14 protein-coding genes are annotated in these 14,469 nt (G+C 74.5%); 11 read left to right on the plus strand and 3 right to left on the minus strand.

The annotated features are described in order from the left end of the window. Positions 1-110: 110 nt before the first annotated feature. From ACFW6A_RS30415 to ACFW6A_RS30435, 5 genes are all read left to right on the plus strand, one after another. Positions 111-1,055 carry a Ppx/GppA phosphatase family protein gene (locus ACFW6A_RS30415; protein ID WP_351851615.1) on the plus strand — a complete coding sequence of 315 codons (945 nt, stop codon included), beginning with the start codon at positions 111-113 and terminating at the stop codon, positions 1,053-1,055. 295 nt (positions 1,056-1,350) lie between these two features. Continuing rightward, entirely contained in the window at positions 1,351-2,175 is an 825-nt protein-coding gene (locus tag ACFW6A_RS30420; RefSeq protein WP_351851612.1) for a sugar phosphate isomerase/epimerase, read from the plus strand. Next, entirely contained in the window at positions 2,172-2,786 is a 615-nt protein-coding gene (locus tag ACFW6A_RS30425; RefSeq protein ID WP_351851609.1) for a TetR family transcriptional regulator, read from the plus strand. The genes ACFW6A_RS30420 and ACFW6A_RS30425 overlap by 4 nt, the downstream gene beginning before the upstream one ends. Before the next feature lie 164 nt (positions 2,787-2,950). Beyond that, positions 2,951-4,804, plus strand: a complete 1,854-nt coding sequence (gene ilvD / locus ACFW6A_RS30430) for a dihydroxy-acid dehydratase (RefSeq protein ID WP_351851606.1) — start codon at positions 2,951-2,953, stop codon at positions 4,802-4,804. A 153-nt stretch (positions 4,805-4,957) separates the two neighbouring features. Next, positions 4,958-5,428, plus strand: coding sequence for an acetyltransferase (locus ACFW6A_RS30435; RefSeq protein WP_351856994.1), 471 nt, complete (start codon positions 4,958-4,960; stop codon positions 5,426-5,428). Positions 5,429-5,444: 16 nt separating this feature from the next. On the opposite strand, the gene ACFW6A_RS30440 is transcribed toward ACFW6A_RS30435, so the two are convergent. Next, positions 5,445-7,691 (minus strand): protein kinase, encoded by a 2,247-nt coding sequence (locus ACFW6A_RS30440; protein ID WP_351856996.1) that lies wholly within the window; start codon positions 7,689-7,691, stop codon positions 5,445-5,447. A 138-nt stretch (positions 7,692-7,829) separates the two neighbouring features. Here ACFW6A_RS30440 and ACFW6A_RS30445 point away from each other — a divergent pair, with 138 nt between their 5' ends. The 5 genes from ACFW6A_RS30445 to proC all read left to right on the plus strand — a co-directional run bounded on the left by ACFW6A_RS30445 (position 7,830) and on the right by proC (position 11,288). After that, entirely contained in the window at positions 7,830-8,084 is a 255-nt protein-coding gene (locus ACFW6A_RS30445) for an SH3 domain-containing protein (protein ID WP_351856998.1), read from the plus strand. 49 nt (positions 8,085-8,133) lie between these two features. Next, on the plus strand, positions 8,134-8,640 hold the full coding sequence (locus ACFW6A_RS30450) for a hypothetical protein (RefSeq protein ID WP_386484255.1): 507 nt from the start codon (positions 8,134-8,136) through the stop codon (positions 8,638-8,640). Positions 8,641-8,729: 89 nt separating this feature from the next. After that, the gene (locus ACFW6A_RS30455; RefSeq protein WP_386644382.1) at positions 8,730-9,659 is read left to right on the plus strand and encodes an ABC transporter ATP-binding protein; all 930 of its coding nucleotides are present in this window, start codon (positions 8,730-8,732) and stop codon (positions 9,657-9,659) included. Then, positions 9,656-10,393: an ABC transporter permease gene (locus ACFW6A_RS30460; RefSeq protein WP_351857004.1), complete on the plus strand. Its 738-nt coding sequence runs from the start codon at positions 9,656-9,658 to the stop codon at positions 10,391-10,393. The genes ACFW6A_RS30455 and ACFW6A_RS30460 overlap by 4 nt, the downstream gene beginning before the upstream one ends. An 85-nt stretch (positions 10,394-10,478) precedes the next feature. After that, the gene (gene proC / locus ACFW6A_RS30465; RefSeq protein ID WP_386644377.1) at positions 10,479-11,288 is read left to right on the plus strand and encodes a pyrroline-5-carboxylate reductase; all 810 of its coding nucleotides are present in this window, start codon (positions 10,479-10,481) and stop codon (positions 11,286-11,288) included. A gap of 7 nt (positions 11,289-11,295) precedes the next feature. Here proC and ACFW6A_RS30470 read toward each other — a convergent pair whose 3' ends face one another. Further along, complete coding sequence (locus tag ACFW6A_RS30470) at positions 11,296-11,904, minus strand: cysteine hydrolase family protein (protein WP_351857008.1); 609 nt, start codon at positions 11,902-11,904, stop codon at positions 11,296-11,298. Positions 11,905-11,979: 75 nt separating this feature from the next. On the opposite strand from ACFW6A_RS30470, the gene ACFW6A_RS30475 reads away from it, so the two are divergent. Then, positions 11,980-12,978, plus strand: a complete 999-nt coding sequence (locus ACFW6A_RS30475) for a helix-turn-helix domain-containing protein (RefSeq protein WP_351857010.1) — start codon at positions 11,980-11,982, stop codon at positions 12,976-12,978. Here the strand turns inward: ACFW6A_RS30475 and trpS are convergent. Continuing rightward, positions 12,945-13,943, minus strand: a complete 999-nt coding sequence (gene trpS / locus ACFW6A_RS30480) for a tryptophan--tRNA ligase (RefSeq protein ID WP_386484245.1) — start codon at positions 13,941-13,943, stop codon at positions 12,945-12,947. The two genes, ACFW6A_RS30475 and trpS, sit on opposite strands and share 34 nt — an antisense overlap. Positions 13,944-14,469 lie beyond the last annotated feature (526 nt).

The raw sequence follows: 14,469 nt of genomic DNA on the forward strand, positions 1-14,469 counted from the left end.
GTCCCGCACGGCACCGTCGCCGCCGGCGGCACTGTCCTCGCCCGGCTTCGCCTTCTTCGTCTTTGGCACAACACCAAGCGTATGCGGGTCGGCGCAGTAGCGTTTCCGCCATGAGACTCGGAGTCCTCGACGTCGGTTCGAACACGGTGCACCTGCTCGTGGTGGACGCCCACCCCGGCGCCCGCCCGCTGCCCGCCCACTCCCACAAGGCGGAGCTGAGGCTCGCCGAACTCCTCGACGCGCGCGGCGCCATCGCGCCCGGGGGCGTCGAGCGGCTCATCGCCACCGTCGGGGACGCGCTCCAGGCGGCCGAGGACAAGGGGTGCGAGGAGGTCCTGCCCTTCGCGACCTCCGCCGTCCGCGAGGCCACCAACGCCGACGACGTCCTCGCCCGGGTCAAGAAGGAGACCGGCGTCGACCTCCAGGTCCTCACCGGCGAGGAGGAGGCCCGGCTCACCTTCCTCGCCGCCCGCCGCTGGTTCGGCTGGTCCGCCGGCAAGCTCCTCCTCCTCGACATCGGCGGCGGCTCCCTGGAGGTCGCCTACGGCATCGACGAGGACCCCGACGCGGCCGTCTCCCTGCCGCTCGGCGCGGGCCGGCTCACCGCCGGCTGGCTGCCCGGCGACCCGCCCGACACGGAGGACGTCAAGGCGCTGCGCCGCCACGTGCGCGCCCAGATCGCCCGCACGGTCGGCGAGTTCAGCCGCTTCGGGAAGCCGGACCACGTCGTCGCCACCTCCAAGACCTTCAAGCAGCTGGCCCGGATCGCCGGCGCCCCCGGTTCCAGCGAGGGGCTGTACGTGGAGCGGCTCCTGACCCGCACCTCCCTGGAGGAGTGGGTGCCGCGGCTCGGCGCCATGAGCGGCGGCGAGCGCGCCGCCCTGCCGGGCGTCTCCGAGGGCCGCGCCGCCCAGCTGCTGGCCGGCGCGCTGGTCGCCGAGGGGGCGATGGACCTGCTCGGCGTGGACCGGCTGGAGATCTGCCCCTGGGCCCTGCGCGAGGGCGTGATCCTGCGCCGCCTCGACCACCTCCCCGAGGCCCCGGCGGGCACCTGACCGGACCGGCCCCACCCGCGCGTACGGGCGGTGCACGAGTCCTCCCCGGTCTGCCGCACCCCACGCGCGCGTACGGATGGGGCGAGGCCGGGGCCTCCTTACGGACGGGGGCGCGAGCGGGGCGTGCGCGGGGCCGGGCCGGGGCCCGCGCACGGCGGGGGCCGGAGACGTGCGTACGGCGAGCCCGGAGGCGTACGGCGGCTCCACGCGCGCGTGCGGGAGGCGCCCCCGCGGCGTGCGGAGGGTGACCGGAACCACCCTCCCGCGCCCAGGTGAGCCCCGTACCCTGTCTGTCGTGGCAGAACCAGCGGTGCGCGTCCCGGATGCGAAGGTCGCCCTGTCGACGGCCTCGGTCTATCCGGAGTCGACGGCGACGGCCTTCGAGGTCGCCGCGCGCCTCGGGTACGACGGCGTCGAGGTCATGGTGTGGACCGACCCGGTCAGCCAGGACGTCGAGGCGCTGCGCCGGCTCTCCGACTACCACCAGGTGCCGATCCTCGCCGTCCACGCCCCCTGCCTGCTCATCACCCAGCGGGTCTGGTCCACCGACCCCTGGACCAAGCTCCGGCGTGCCCGGGCGGCCGCCGAGAGGCTCGGCGCGTCCACGGTCGTCGTCCACCCGCCGTTCCGCTGGCAGCGCCAGTACGCGCGCGACTTCGTGACCGGCATCTGGCGGATGGCCGACGAGACCGACGTGCGGTTCGCCGTCGAGAACATGTACCCGTGGCGGTACAAGGACCGCGAGATGCTCGCGTACGCCCCCGAGTGGGACGTCACCAAGGACGACTACCGGCACTTCACGATCGACCTCTCGCACACGGCGACCGCCCGCACGGACGCCCTCGCGATGATCGACCGCATGGGCGACCGGCTCGGCCACGTCCACCTCGCCGACGGGCGCGGCTCCGCCAAGGACGAGCACCTGGTGCCGGGCCGGGGCACCCAGCCGTGCGCCGAGCTCCTGGAGGGCCTGGCCGCCGGTGGATTCGACGGGCACGTCGTCATCGAGGTCAACACCCGGCGCGCGATGTCCGCCGCCGAACGGGAGGCCGACCTCGCGGAGGCGCTCGCCTTCACCCGGCTCCACCTCGCCTCGGCGGCCCGGGGCACGCGCGCGTGAGCGCGGCGACCCCCCGGCGGCGCGGCCGCCCGGCGCGCGGCGCCGCCGACGACAGCGGCCCCGGGGCGCGCGAGCGCATCCTGGAGGCGGCGCGGACGCGGTTCGCGGAGCACGGCTACGACAAGACCTCGGTCCGCGGCATCGCCAAGGCGGCCGGGGTCGACCCGGCCCTCGTGCACCACTACTTCGGCACCAAGGACGAGGTCTTCGCGGCGGCGATCGAGGTCTCCTTCGAGCCCGCGCTCGTCGTTCCGGCCATCCTCGACGGCCCGCGCGAGGCGGTCGGCGAGCGCCTGGCCCGCTTCTTCGTCGGGGTGTGGGAGAACCCGGTGACCCGCGCCCCGCTGCTCGCCGTCATCCGCTCCGCCGTGACCCACGAGGCGGCGGCGAAGGCGCTGCGGACCTTCGTGCTGCGCCGGCTCCTGGAGCGGATCGCGGCCGGCCTGGCCGTGCCGGACCCGAAGTTCCGGGCCGAGCTGGCGGCCTCGCAGATGATCGGGATCGCGATCCTGCGGTACGTGATCCAGGTGGAGCCGCTGGCCTCGGCGGACCCGGAGCGGATCGTGGCCGAGGTCGCCCCCACGCTCCAGCGCTACCTGACCGAAGCCTGACGGAACCCGCCGGAGCCTGCCGGCCCCCGCCGGGGGCCGGCAGGGCCCGGCCGGGCCCTGACCGAAGCCTGGAATCCCGTCCCGCATTCCGGACAGGCTGTCCAGATCTTGGAGCGGCGGCGTACGCTCGAAGCAAGCACATCCATCACGAGGAGCGAGCGACGATGCCCGAGCTGAGGTCCCGCACTGTCACCCACGGCCGCAACATGGCGGGCGCACGCGCCCTTATGCGCGCCTCCGGGGTACCGGGCGCGGACATCGGGCGGAAGCCGATCATCGCCGTGGCGAACTCCTTCACCGAGTTCGTCCCCGGCCACACCCACCTCCAGCCGGTCGGCCGGATCGTCTCCGAGGCCATCACGGCCGCCGGCGGCATCGCCCGCGAGTTCAACACGATCGCCGTCGACGACGGCATCGCCATGGGCCACGGCGGCATGCTCTACAGCCTGCCCTCCCGCGACCTGATCGCGGACAGCGTGGAGTACATGGTCGAGGCCCACTGCGCCGACGCCCTGATCTGCATCTCCAACTGCGACAAGATCACCCCCGGCATGCTGATGGCCGCCCTGCGCCTGAACATCCCGACGGTCTTCGTCTCCGGCGGCCCGATGGAGTCCGGCCGCGCCACGCTCGTCGACGGCACGGTCCGCACGCTCGACCTGGTCGACGCGATCTCCGACGCCGTGAACGACAAGATCTCGGACGAGGACATCCTCCGCATCGAGGAGAACGCCTGTCCGACCTGCGGCTCGTGTTCCGGCATGTTCACCGCCAACTCGATGAACTGCCTGACCGAGGCCATCGGCCTCTCCCTGCCGGGCAACGGCTCGATGCTCGCCACCCACACCGGCCGCCGCGCGCTGTACGAGAACGCGGCCCGCACGGTCGTCGAGATCACCCACCGCTACTACGACGAGGACGACGCGTCGGTCCTGCCGCGCTCCATCGCCACCCGGGCGGCCTTCGAGAACGCGATGGCGCTGGACATCGCCATGGGCGGCTCGACCAACACGATCCTGCACCTGCTCGCCGCCGCCCAGGAGGCCGAGCTCGACTACGGCCTGGCGGACATGGACGAGGTCTCGCGCCGCGTGCCCTGCCTGGCCAAGGTCGCGCCGAACGTCGCCCCGCGCGGCACGTACTACATGGAGGACGTGCACCGGGCCGGCGGCATCCCCGCCATCCTCGGCGAGCTGTACCGCGCCGGGCTGCTCAACGAGGACGTCCACGCGGTCCACTCCCGCTCCGTCAAGGAGTGGCTGGGCGCCTGGGACGTGCGCGGCGGCTCGCCCACCGACGAGGCCGTCGAGCTGTTCCACGCGGCCCCCGGCTGCGTCCGCTCCGCGGAGGCCTTCTCCCAGTCCGAGCGCTGGGAGACCCTCGACCTGGACGCGGCCGGCGGCTGCATCCGCGACGCGGCCCACGCCTACTCCAAGGACGGCGGCCTCGCGGTGCTGCGCGGCAACATCGCCGTCGACGGCTGCGTGGTGAAGACCGCGGGCGTCGACGAGTCGATCTGGACCTTCGAGGGCCCCGCCGTCGTCTGCGAGTCGCAGGAGGAGGCCGTCGAGAAGATCCTCAACAAGCAGGTCACGGACGGCGACGTGGTCGTCATCCGGTACGAGGGCCCCAAGGGCGGCCCGGGCATGCAGGAGATGCTCTACCCGACCTCCTTCCTCAAAGGCCGGGGCCTGGGCAAGACCTGCGCCCTGGTGACCGACGGCCGCTTCTCCGGCGGCACCTCGGGCCTCTCCATCGGCCACGCCTCCCCGGAGGCGGCCTCGGGCGGCACCATCGCCCTGGTCGAGGACGGCGACCGCATCCGCATCGACATCCCGAACCGCGCCATCGAGCTGCTGGTCGACGACGCGACCCTGGCCGCCCGCCGCGAGGCCCTCGGCGGCGTCTACGCGCCGAAGAACCGCGAGCGCAAGGTCTCCGCGGCCCTGCGCGCGTACGCCGCGATGGCGACGAGCGCCGACAAGGGCGCGGTCCGGGACGTGTCCAAGCTCGGCTGACCCGGAGCCCGGCCGGCCTCGCGGCCGTGCCCCCGCCCCACGCGCGCGTGGGGGAATTCCCGTCTGTACGCGCGCGGGGAGCGGTCCGAAAAGGCCGCTCCCCGCGCGCGTACGCGTGCGCTACGCTCACGCCTCGCCTGGAATGTCATGTCCATGACTTTCAGTGAGGGGATCCGCATGCGCGCCTCCGTACGCCGCACGGTCCGACGCTCCGCCGTCCTCGCCACCGCCACCGCCACCGCGGCCTTCGCCGCCCTCGCCGCGGTCCCGGCCCACGCCGCCACCCCGGCCGGCCTCTGCGGCTCCGGCTACACCGAGATCGACGCCCGGAACCTGTCGAACTCCACCACCGCCCTGGCCCGCGTCCACCTGCTCCACAACGCCGCCACCGGCTACAACTGCGTCGTCACCCTGCACACCGCCGCCACCGCCGGCTTCCCCCTGCCCACCGGCGCCTGGCTCACCCCGCAGGGCTCGACCACCCGCAAGGACCAGGACGTGTACGGCTCCTACGCGGGCCCGGTCCGGGCCTACGCCGCCGGACGCTGCGTCAGCTGGGGCGGCATGATCGAGGCGGGCGTCGGCACGTACGCGTACACCAGCCCCTGGGAGCACTGCGGCTGACGCCCCGCTCCGCCCGCTACCAGGACTCCGCCACGCGCGCGTCCACCGCGAAGACCGAGCCGTCCGGGGCCGTCCCGAACACCCGGTGCCCGGCGACCTGCGGCGCCGGCACCCGCGTCGCGTAACCGAGCCGCCCGTCCCGCAGCCGCGGCCGGGTCTGCCCGACGAGCGCGCCCCGCGCGGTGTCCACGGCGAACAGCCGCCCGTCCGCCGCGGAGAGGTACAGCCGGTCGTCCGGGCCGAGCACCGGCGCCGAGACGTTCGAGGCGCCCGTCTCCAGGTCCCACAGCCGGCCGCCGTTCTCCGCCGCGGTGTCCACTGCGAGCAGCCGCCCGTCCAGGGAGAGCAGGTACGCCACCGAGCCGCGCACGGCGACGCCGGCGACCTGCATCCGCTCCTGGAGCCCGACCCGGCGCTCCGCACCGGAGTCCGGCCCGCTCCCCGGATCGCCGGGGTCGCCCGGCGCGAGCAGCACCAGCGCGTCGACCGGGTCCCCCCGGTAGCGCGAGGCGAGGACCAGCGTCCCGTCACCGGTGCGGCCGACCGGGGCGGCGTCCCCGGACACCACCCGGCTCCACACGACCTCGCCGGTCGCGGGCAGGACCGCCCCGATCCGGCTGCTCCGCCCGTCCGCCGCCGTCTCGGAGACGGTGAGCAACCCGGTCGGGGCGTCGTAGGCACCGAGCACCGGCGCCTCGAAGCCGGCCAGCCGGTGGGCCCACCGCCCGGCCCCGGTCCGCGCGTCGACCCCCCGCAGCGCGCCGCGGCCGTCGGAGAGGACCACCACCGCGCCCGCCGGGTGGTGCGTCTCGGGCACGTCCGCGCGCGCGGTCCAGCCCGGCGCCCCGTCGCCGGCGGCGTACGCGCGCAGCGGACCGGGCCTCGCCGATGCCCCGACCAGCGGATCCGTCCCGCCGGCCAGCGGCACGGGCGGATCCGGCGGCTCCGGATCGACCGGCCCGGTCCGCTTCCACAGGACCTCGCCGGTCATCGGGTCGAGGCGGGCGAGCGCCACGCCCCGGGCCGAGCAGTAGAGGGCGCCCGCGTCGTGGAGGCAGGCGGGCGCGGCGGAGTCGGCGTGCTCCTGGAGCCGGACGTGCCAGCCGTCGAAGGAGGTCGCCACCTCGGCCGGGTGGGCGGGGGCCTCGGCCGCGGGCCGGGCCGGCGGACGCAGCGCCGCGTACGCCCCGGCCCCGGCGAGGACGAGCACGACGGCGGCCGAGACCGTCAGGCGCGGGGCGAGCAGCGACCGCCGGCGCCGCGCGGGCGGGACGGGCGCGACACCCCGCGTCGCGGTGTCACCGGACCCGGAGCCGAACCCGGAGCCGTCACCGGACCCCTGGCCGAAGCCGTCCGTACGCCCCTCCGGCGACGCGAACGGGTCCGCGGGCAGCGAGGGCCGCCGCCGCTGGGACGGTATGAACGCCTCGGCCTCGTACGAGGGCGGGAGCAGGGCCGCCATGATCTCGGCCGGCGTGGGCCGGTCGGCCGGCTCCTTCGCCAGGCAGCGCGCGACCAGCGGCGCGAGCTCCGCGGGCACCCCGGTGAGGTCCGGCTCGTCGTGGACCACCTGGTAGGCCACGATGTAGGGGCTGTCCGAGTCGAAGGGGCCGTGGCCGGTCGCCGCGTGCACCAGGACCGAGCCGAGCGCGAAGACGTCGGCGGCGGGCCCCACCTCGCGCGGCCGCTGGAACTGCTCGGGCGCCATGAACGGCGGCGAGCCGATCAGCTTCCCGGTCTCCGTGCGCAGGTCGCTGTCGACGGGCCGCGAGATCCCGAAGTCGATGACCTTGGGGCCCGAGTCGGTGAGCAGCACGTTGCTCGGCTTCAGGTCCCGGTGCACCACCCCGGCGCGGTGGATGTCGCGCAGCGCCTCGGCGAGCCCGGCGGTGAGCCGGCGCAGTTCGGCGGGGGAGAGCGGGCCGCGCTGGCGTACCTGGTCGGCGAGGGTGGGGCCGGGGACGTAGAGGGTGGCCATCCAGGGCCGCTCGGCGGCCGGGTCGGCGTCCACGACCGGGGCGGTGAAGGCACCGCTGACCCGGCGGGCGGCGGCCACCTCCTGCCGGAACCGCGCCCGGAAGTCGGGATCCTCCGCGTAGCGCGCGTGCACCACCTTGACCGCGAGCCGCAGTCCCGAGGGCGAGGAGGCCAGGTGGACGACGCCCATGCCGCCCGCGCCGAGCACCGCCTGCAGCCGGTACTCCCCGGCGTACTCGGGACCCCCGGCGTCCCTGTCGGCGTCGGTACTGCTCAACGGCGGCATCTCCCACCCCCGTGTGGTTCCGCGTCCGTCCACGCGCGCGTGCGCGACGCGACGGAGCCTAGTCGATGGGCCCCGCGATGTCGGAGGAGCTTGCTAGCCTGCGCGCGTCGCACAGAGTGAAACCAGGGGGAGAACATCATGGCGGTGAAGTACTACCCGGTCGCACCGGGATACCGGGTCAACGTCCGGTCCGGCCCGAGCACCCAGTACCCGGTGGTCCGGGTGCTCTCCGAGGGCGCCACCGTCCCGATCCACTGCCAGAAGCCGGGCGAGTGGGTCTCGGGGCCGTACGGCACCACCCGCATATGGGACAGCATCGCCCCGGGCCAGTACGTCTCCGACGCCTACGTGAAGACCGGCAGCGACGACTACGTCGCGCCGCGCTGCGCCTGAGGACCTTCGCCTCGACCCGCGCGGTGCCGTCCCGGGGATAATCGACCTCGTGAGCGAGGACAAGCAGACCCCCGGAACCGGCACGAGCGGACCCCAGCCCGAGGAGATCCGTTTCTTCGGGACGACCTGGGTCGACCACCGCGCCCCCTACGGACTGCGGCGCGCCGGCCTCGCCGCCGGCGCGCTCGCCGCGGCGGTCGCGGGCGCCTTCGTCCTGCGCTTCGCCTACCAGGGTCTCCAGATCGCGGCGGTGGGCGGCCTCGTGAACACCCTGGTGATCCTGATGTTCGCGATCTGCTCGGCGATCGCCTTCGCCAAGACCTGGGAGGGCTTCGGCCGCCGCCCCGCCGACCAGGCCCGCGAGGACTCCCTGAAGAGCCTCAAGGCGATCGGCTTCATCGGCGTGCTCCTCGCCTACGCCCTGCGCTGCCTCGTGGAGGCGCCCGGCGAGAAGCTCCGCCGCGCCGAGTACGAGGCGGCCCGCACCCGCTTCGAGAAGCGCCGCGGCGCCCGCACCGGCAACCCGGCCGCCCGCCGGAAGCCCAAGCGCTCCTGAGCCGCGGCCCGGCGCGCCCGGTCCCGGCCCACCCCGGCCCCCGCGGTCCTTGACGCGGGGGCTTCTCCGTCCCCACTATTCATCGCATGATGAATTACGGCCCCGGCGAGCCCGAACCCCCCGACCAGGCCCCCGACCGGGCCCCCGACCAGGCCCCCGACCGGGCCCCCGACCGGGCCCCCGACCGGGCCCCCGGCCACGCCCCCGCCGACGCCACCCCGGGCGCGACCCCGAACGCCACCCCGGCCGCTGCCCCCGAGGCCGCCCTCACCGCCCGCGCCCTCACCGTCGTACGCGGCGGCCGCACCGTCCTGCGCGGCCTCGACCTCACCGTCCCCGCCGGCCGCGTCACCGGCCTCCTCGGCCCCTCCGGCTGCGGCAAGACCACCCTCCTGCGCACCGTCGTCGGCACCCAGGCCGAGGTCACCGGCACCCTCACCGTCCTCGGCGAACCCGCCGGCCACCCGAGCCTCCGCCCCCGCATCGGCTACGTCACCCAGGCACCCTCCGTCTACGACGACCTCACCGTCCGGCAGAACCTCGCCTACTTCGCCTCCGTCCTTCTCCCCGGCCGCTCCCACCGCCCCGCCCGCGCCACCGCCGTCGAGGCCGCCCTCGCCGACGTCGACCTCACCGGCCACGCCGACGCCCTCGCCGGACGCCTCTCCGGCGGCCAGCGCAGCCGCGTCTCCCTCGCCGTCGCCCTCCTCGGCAGCCCCGACCTGCTCGTCCTCGACGAACCCACCGTCGGCCTCGACCCCGTCCTCCGCCGCGACCTGTGGGACCTCTTCCACCGCCTCGCCGCCGACCGGGGCACCACCCTCCTCGTCTCCTCCCACGTCATGGACGAGGCCGAACGCTGCCACCGGCTCCTCCTCATGCGCGAGGGCGGGATCCTCGCCGAAGGCAGCCCCGAGGCCCTCCGCCGGCAGAGCGGCACGGACACCGTCGAAGAGGCCTTCCTCCACCTGGTCGACACCGCCACCGCCCGCGCCGCCCACGAGGAGCCCCGCCCGTGACCCCCGCCCGCACCCTCGCCACGGCCGCCCGCGTCCTGCGCCAGCTCCGCCACGACCCCCGCTCCCTCGCGCTGATGCTCCTCGTCCCCTGCGCGATGCTCTTCCTGCTCCGCTACGTCTTCGACGGCAGCCCCGGCACCTTCGACACCATCGGCGCCTCGCTGCTCGGCATCTTCCCGCTGATCACGATGTTCCTGGTGACCTCCATCGCCACCTTGCGCGAACGCACCTCCGGCACCCTCGAACGCCTCCTCGCCATGCCCCTCGGCAAGGCCGACCTCATCGCCGGCTACGCCCTCGCCTTCGGCCTCGTCGCCGTCGTCCAGTCGGTCCTCGCCACCGGCCTCGCCGTCGGGTTCCTCGGCCTCGACGTCACCGGCTCCCCCTGGCTCCTCCTCCTGGTGGCCCTCCTCGACGCCCTCCTCGGCACCGCCCTCGGCCTCTTCGTCTCCGCCTTCGCCGCCTCCGAGTTCCAGGCCGTCCAGTTCATGCCGGCGGTGATCTTCCCCCAGCTGCTCCTCTGCGGCCTGTTCACCCCGCGCGACCGGATGGCCCCCGCCCTCGAAGCGCTCTCGAACGTCCTGCCCATGTCGTACGCCGTCGACGGCATGAACGAGGTCCTCCGCCACCCCGACATGACCACCGCCTTCGTCCGCGACGCCCTCGTCGTCGCCGGCTGCGCCGTCCTCGTCCTCGCCCTCGGCGCCGCCACCCTCCGCCGCCGCACCCCGTGACCGACCCTCGGACACCCCGCGCACCGGCCGCCCCGCCGGTGCGAGGATGACGACACGTACCCCCTCCGGCGAGGTGAACAGAGCCATGACCCAGACCGTCGCAGTCCTCGGCACCGGCAAGATCGGTGAAGCGCTCCTCAGCGGCATGATCCGAGCCGGCTGGCGCCCCGCGCACCTCCTGGTCACCACCCGCCGCACCGAGCGCGCCGAGGAACTCCGCGACCGCTACGGCGTCGAGACCGTCACCAACGCCGAGGCCGCCAAGCGCGCCGACACCCTCATCCTGGCCGTCAAGCCCCAGGACATGGGCCGCCTCCTCGACGAGCTCGGCCCCCACGTGGCCACCGACCGCCTCGTCATCAGCGCCGCCGCCGGCATCCCCACCTCCTTCATCGAGGAGCGGCTCAGCCCCGGCACCCCCGTCGTCCGCGTCATGCCCAACACCCCCGTCCTCGTCGACGAGGGCATGTCCGTGATCTCCGGCGGCAGCCACGCCACCCCCGCGCACCTCGCCCACACCGAGGAGATCTTCGGCGGTGTCGGCAAGACCCTCCGCGTCCCCGAGTCCCAGCAGGACGCCGCCACCGCCCTCTCCGGCTCCGGCCCCGCGTACTTCTACTTCCTCGTCGAGGCCATGACCGACGCCGGCATCCTCCTCGGCCTGCCCCGCGCCCAGGCCCACGACCTCATCGTCCAGGCCGCCATCGGCGCAGCCGTGATGCTCCGCGACAGCGGCGAGCACCCCGTCAAGCTCCGCGAGGCCGTCACCTCCCCCGCCGGCACCACCATCAGCGCCATCCGCGAGCTGGAGAACCACGGCGTCCGCGCCGCCCTCATCGCCGCCCTGGAGGCCGCCCGCGACCGCAGCCGCGAGCTCGCCTCCGGCAACGGCTGAGCCCTCCCTACGCGGCCGTGCCCTTCAGCACGTCCTCCGTGGTCACGACCCGGGCGAACCGCCCGCCGTGCAGCGACACCGCCGTCGCCCGGGTCAGCTCCTCCGCCGTCCGCGTCCATCCGAACGGCCCCGCCAGGTCGAAGGTGTGCATCGCGTCCAGCGGGAACAGCACGTCGTACCCGAGGTTCCCGGCCATCCGGGCCGTCGTCTCGTTGCACATGTTGGTCTGGATCCCCACGATCACGACCTGCCCCCGGCGCCCCCCGGCGGCTCCGCCGCGGGCCGCGCCCCGCAGCCACGCGTCCAGGTCCGGCTCCCCGTAGAAGGCGGAGTTCACCGTCTTCGTCACCAGCACCTCGGGCCCCGTCCCCCTGCCCCGCCGCTCCTCGACGAAGTCCTTGAAGGCGTTGCCCGCGGTCCCCGGCGCCAGCGGCGACCCCTCCTGCCGCGAGTCGTGCCGCACGAAGACCACCGGCCGGCCCGTCTCCTGCCACCGGTCGATCAGGGCGGCCATGTTCCCCTCCGCCTCCGGGTTGTCCCGGCGCCCCCAGACCTCGGACTCGAAGCCCTTCTGGACGTCGACGACGATCAGCGCTGCGTTCTCCTCGATCTCCATGACCACGATCCTGCCGGGCGCCGCCCGCCCGCCCCAGAGGCGAAAATGCCAGCGATCGATGGTTTACTGCCCCTCATGGTGGCCCCCCAGCGCATCGCCCTCGTCGTCTTCCCCGGCATCCGCGCCTTCGACGTCTCGGTCGTCACCGAGGTCTGGGGCACCGACCGCCGCCACCACGGCGTCCCCGCCTTCGACCTCCGCCGCGCCGCCGCCGACCCGGCCGCCCCGATCCCCCTCCGCGGCGGCTTGAGCCTCACCCCCGACCGCCCCCTCGACTGGCTCGACACCCTCACCCCCGCCGACCTCGTCCTCGTCCCCGGCATCGAGGACCCCGACGCCGACGTCCCCGCCCCGGTCCTCGACGGCCTCCGCCGCGCCCACACCGCCGGCGTCCCCGTCGCCTCCCTCTGTGCCGGCGCCTTCGTCCTCGCCCGCGCCGGCCTCCTCGACGGCCGCCGCGCGGTCACCCACTGGCGCCTCGCCGGCACCCTCGCCGCCCGCCACCCGAAGGTCCGCGTCGAACCCGAGGCCCTCCACATCGAGGACACCGGCATCTGGACCTCGGCCGGCACCGCCGCCGGCCTCGACCTCTGCCTCCACCTCGTCCGTACGGCGCACGGTGCCGAGGTCGCCGCCACCGTCGCCCGCTCGATGGTCACCGCCCCCTTCCGCACCGGGACCCAGGCCCAGTTCATCGAGCGCCCCACCCCCAGGACCGACCGCGACGAGGACGCCCTCGCCGCCGTCCGCGCCCACGCCCTCGCCCACCTCGACGAACCCCACACCGTCGCGAGCCTCGCGGCCCGCGCGGGCATGTCCCCCCGCTCCTTCGCCCGCCACTTCCAGGCCACCACCGGCACCACCCCCCTCCACTGGCTCATCACCCAGCGCGTGGCCGCCGCCCAGAAGCTCCTGGAACTCACCGACCACCCCCTCCCCGAGGTGGCCCGCCGCGCGGGCTTCGGCAGCGAGGTCACGATGCGCCAGCACTTCGCCTCGCACCTCGCCACCAGCCCGCGCGACTACCGCGCCGCCTTCCGTCAGACGGCCGGCAGCAGCCCGATCGCCCGGTAGGCCCGGTCCACCAGCGGCCGCGCCATCCCCCGGGCCCGCTCGGCCCCCTCCCGCAGCACCCGGTCCACGTACCCCGGATCCGCCGCGAGCCCGGCGTGCCGCTCCCGCACCGGCCGCAGCAGCTCGACGACCGCGTCCGCCACGTCCTTCTTCAGCGCCCCGTACGACGCGTACGCACCGGCCAGCTCCTCCGGGTCCCCGCCCGTCGCCGCGGCCATCAGGTCGAGCAGGTTCGCGATGCCCGGCCGGGCCTCCGGGTCGTACGCGACCTCCCGACCGCTGTCGGTCACGGCCCGCATGACCTTCCGCCGCACGGTGTCCGCGTCGTCCAGCAGATAGACGATCCCGGCCCCGTTCTCGTGGGACTTCCCCATCTTCGAGGTGGGGTCCTGGAGGTCCATGACCCGCGCCGCCACCGCCGGCCGCGTCGCCCTCGGCACGGTGAACGTGTGCCCGTACCGCTGGTTGAACCGCACCGCCAGGTCCCGCGTCAGCTCCACGTGCTGCGTCTGGTCCTCGCCCACCGGCACCTCGTCGGCCCCGTAGGCCAGGATGTCCGCGGCCATCAGCACGGGATAGGTGAGCAGCGACAGCCGTACGCCCTGCCCGGCCTCCCGCGCCCGCACGCTCTTCTCCTTGTACTGGATCATCCGCCGCAGCTCGCCGTCGGTGGCCGTGCACTCCAGGAGGTACGACAGCCGGGCGTGCTCGTCCACGTGGCTCTGCACGAACAGCGTGCAGAGCTCCGGATCGAGCCCCGACGCCAGCAGCAGCGTCGCCGCCTGCCGGCTCAGCCGGCGCACCCGCGCCGGATCGTGCTCCACCGTCAGCGCGTGCAGGTCCACGACGCTGAACAGCGCCTCGCCCCGGTGCTGGTCGATCTCGACCCACCGCCGTACGGCCCCGAGGTAGTTGCCCAGCGTCAGATGCCCGGTCGGCTTGACCCCGCTGAAGATCCTCGTCATCGCGTTCCGCTCCTTCTCCGTCCCTCGCCGGCCCGACGGCCCGGCTCCCGGAGGGGGATACGCGAACGGCCGCCGAGGCGGCGGCCGTGTGCATGCGTCAGTACGGGCCGCCGGTCAGGCGGCCCACCACTGGGTGGTGTGCGCATGCGTAGTCATGGGGGAGAGCGTACGCCCCCGGACCAGGGTTGACACGGGTTTGCCCCGTCCGTAGTGTTCTCCGAGTTGTCCGACGTGAGCACCGGCCCCGGCCGGCCCCGGACAGCGATTCCGCAAGAACCACCGAGCCTGACGGCCACGATTCGTCGTGCCGTTCTGCTTTCCGTGCGTTTTTGCGAAATGAGGAATCCGCGTTCGAACACCGGACGCGAGCCCCCGATTCGCATCGGGAGCAAGGAATCCGCTAAAGTCTCACTCGTCGGAACGGCCCGAAAGCCGGGACGACAACCCCTTCTGACGGGGAATCGGACGCCGAAAGGATCTGATAGAGTCGGAAACGCCGGAAGGGCCCGGAGCGAAAGCGAAAGGG

It is taken from the genome of Streptomyces sp. NPDC058758 (assembly GCF_042746075.1).
GTDB lineage: Bacteria > Actinomycetota > Actinomycetes > Streptomycetales > Streptomycetaceae > Streptomyces.

Bases quoted from the DNA above. Each gene is read 5' to 3' on its own strand.
- ACFW6A_RS30415 (WP_351851615.1), top strand. From the start codon at position 111: ATGAGACTCGGAGTCCTCGACGTCGGTTCGAACACGGTGCACCTGCTC.
- ilvD (WP_351851606.1), top strand. From the start codon at position 2,951: ATGCCCGAGCTGAGGTCCCGCACTGTCACCCACGGCCGCAACATGGCG.
- ACFW6A_RS30435 (WP_351856994.1), top strand. From the start codon at position 4,958: ATGACTTTCAGTGAGGGGATCCGCATGCGCGCCTCCGTACGCCGCACG.
- ACFW6A_RS30440 (WP_351856996.1), bottom strand. From the start codon at position 7,691: ATGCCGCCGTTGAGCAGTACCGACGCCGACAGGGACGCCGGGGGTCCC.
- ACFW6A_RS30445 (WP_351856998.1), top strand. From the start codon at position 7,830: ATGGCGGTGAAGTACTACCCGGTCGCACCGGGATACCGGGTCAACGTC.
- ACFW6A_RS30455 (WP_386644382.1), top strand. From the start codon at position 8,730: ATGAATTACGGCCCCGGCGAGCCCGAACCCCCCGACCAGGCCCCCGAC.
- proC (WP_386644377.1), top strand. From the start codon at position 10,479: ATGACCCAGACCGTCGCAGTCCTCGGCACCGGCAAGATCGGTGAAGCG.
- ACFW6A_RS30470 (WP_351857008.1), bottom strand. From the start codon at position 11,904: ATGGAGATCGAGGAGAACGCAGCGCTGATCGTCGTCGACGTCCAGAAG.
- ACFW6A_RS30475 (WP_351857010.1), top strand. From the start codon at position 11,980: ATGGTGGCCCCCCAGCGCATCGCCCTCGTCGTCTTCCCCGGCATCCGC.
- trpS (WP_386484245.1), bottom strand. From the start codon at position 13,943: ATGACGAGGATCTTCAGCGGGGTCAAGCCGACCGGGCATCTGACGCTG.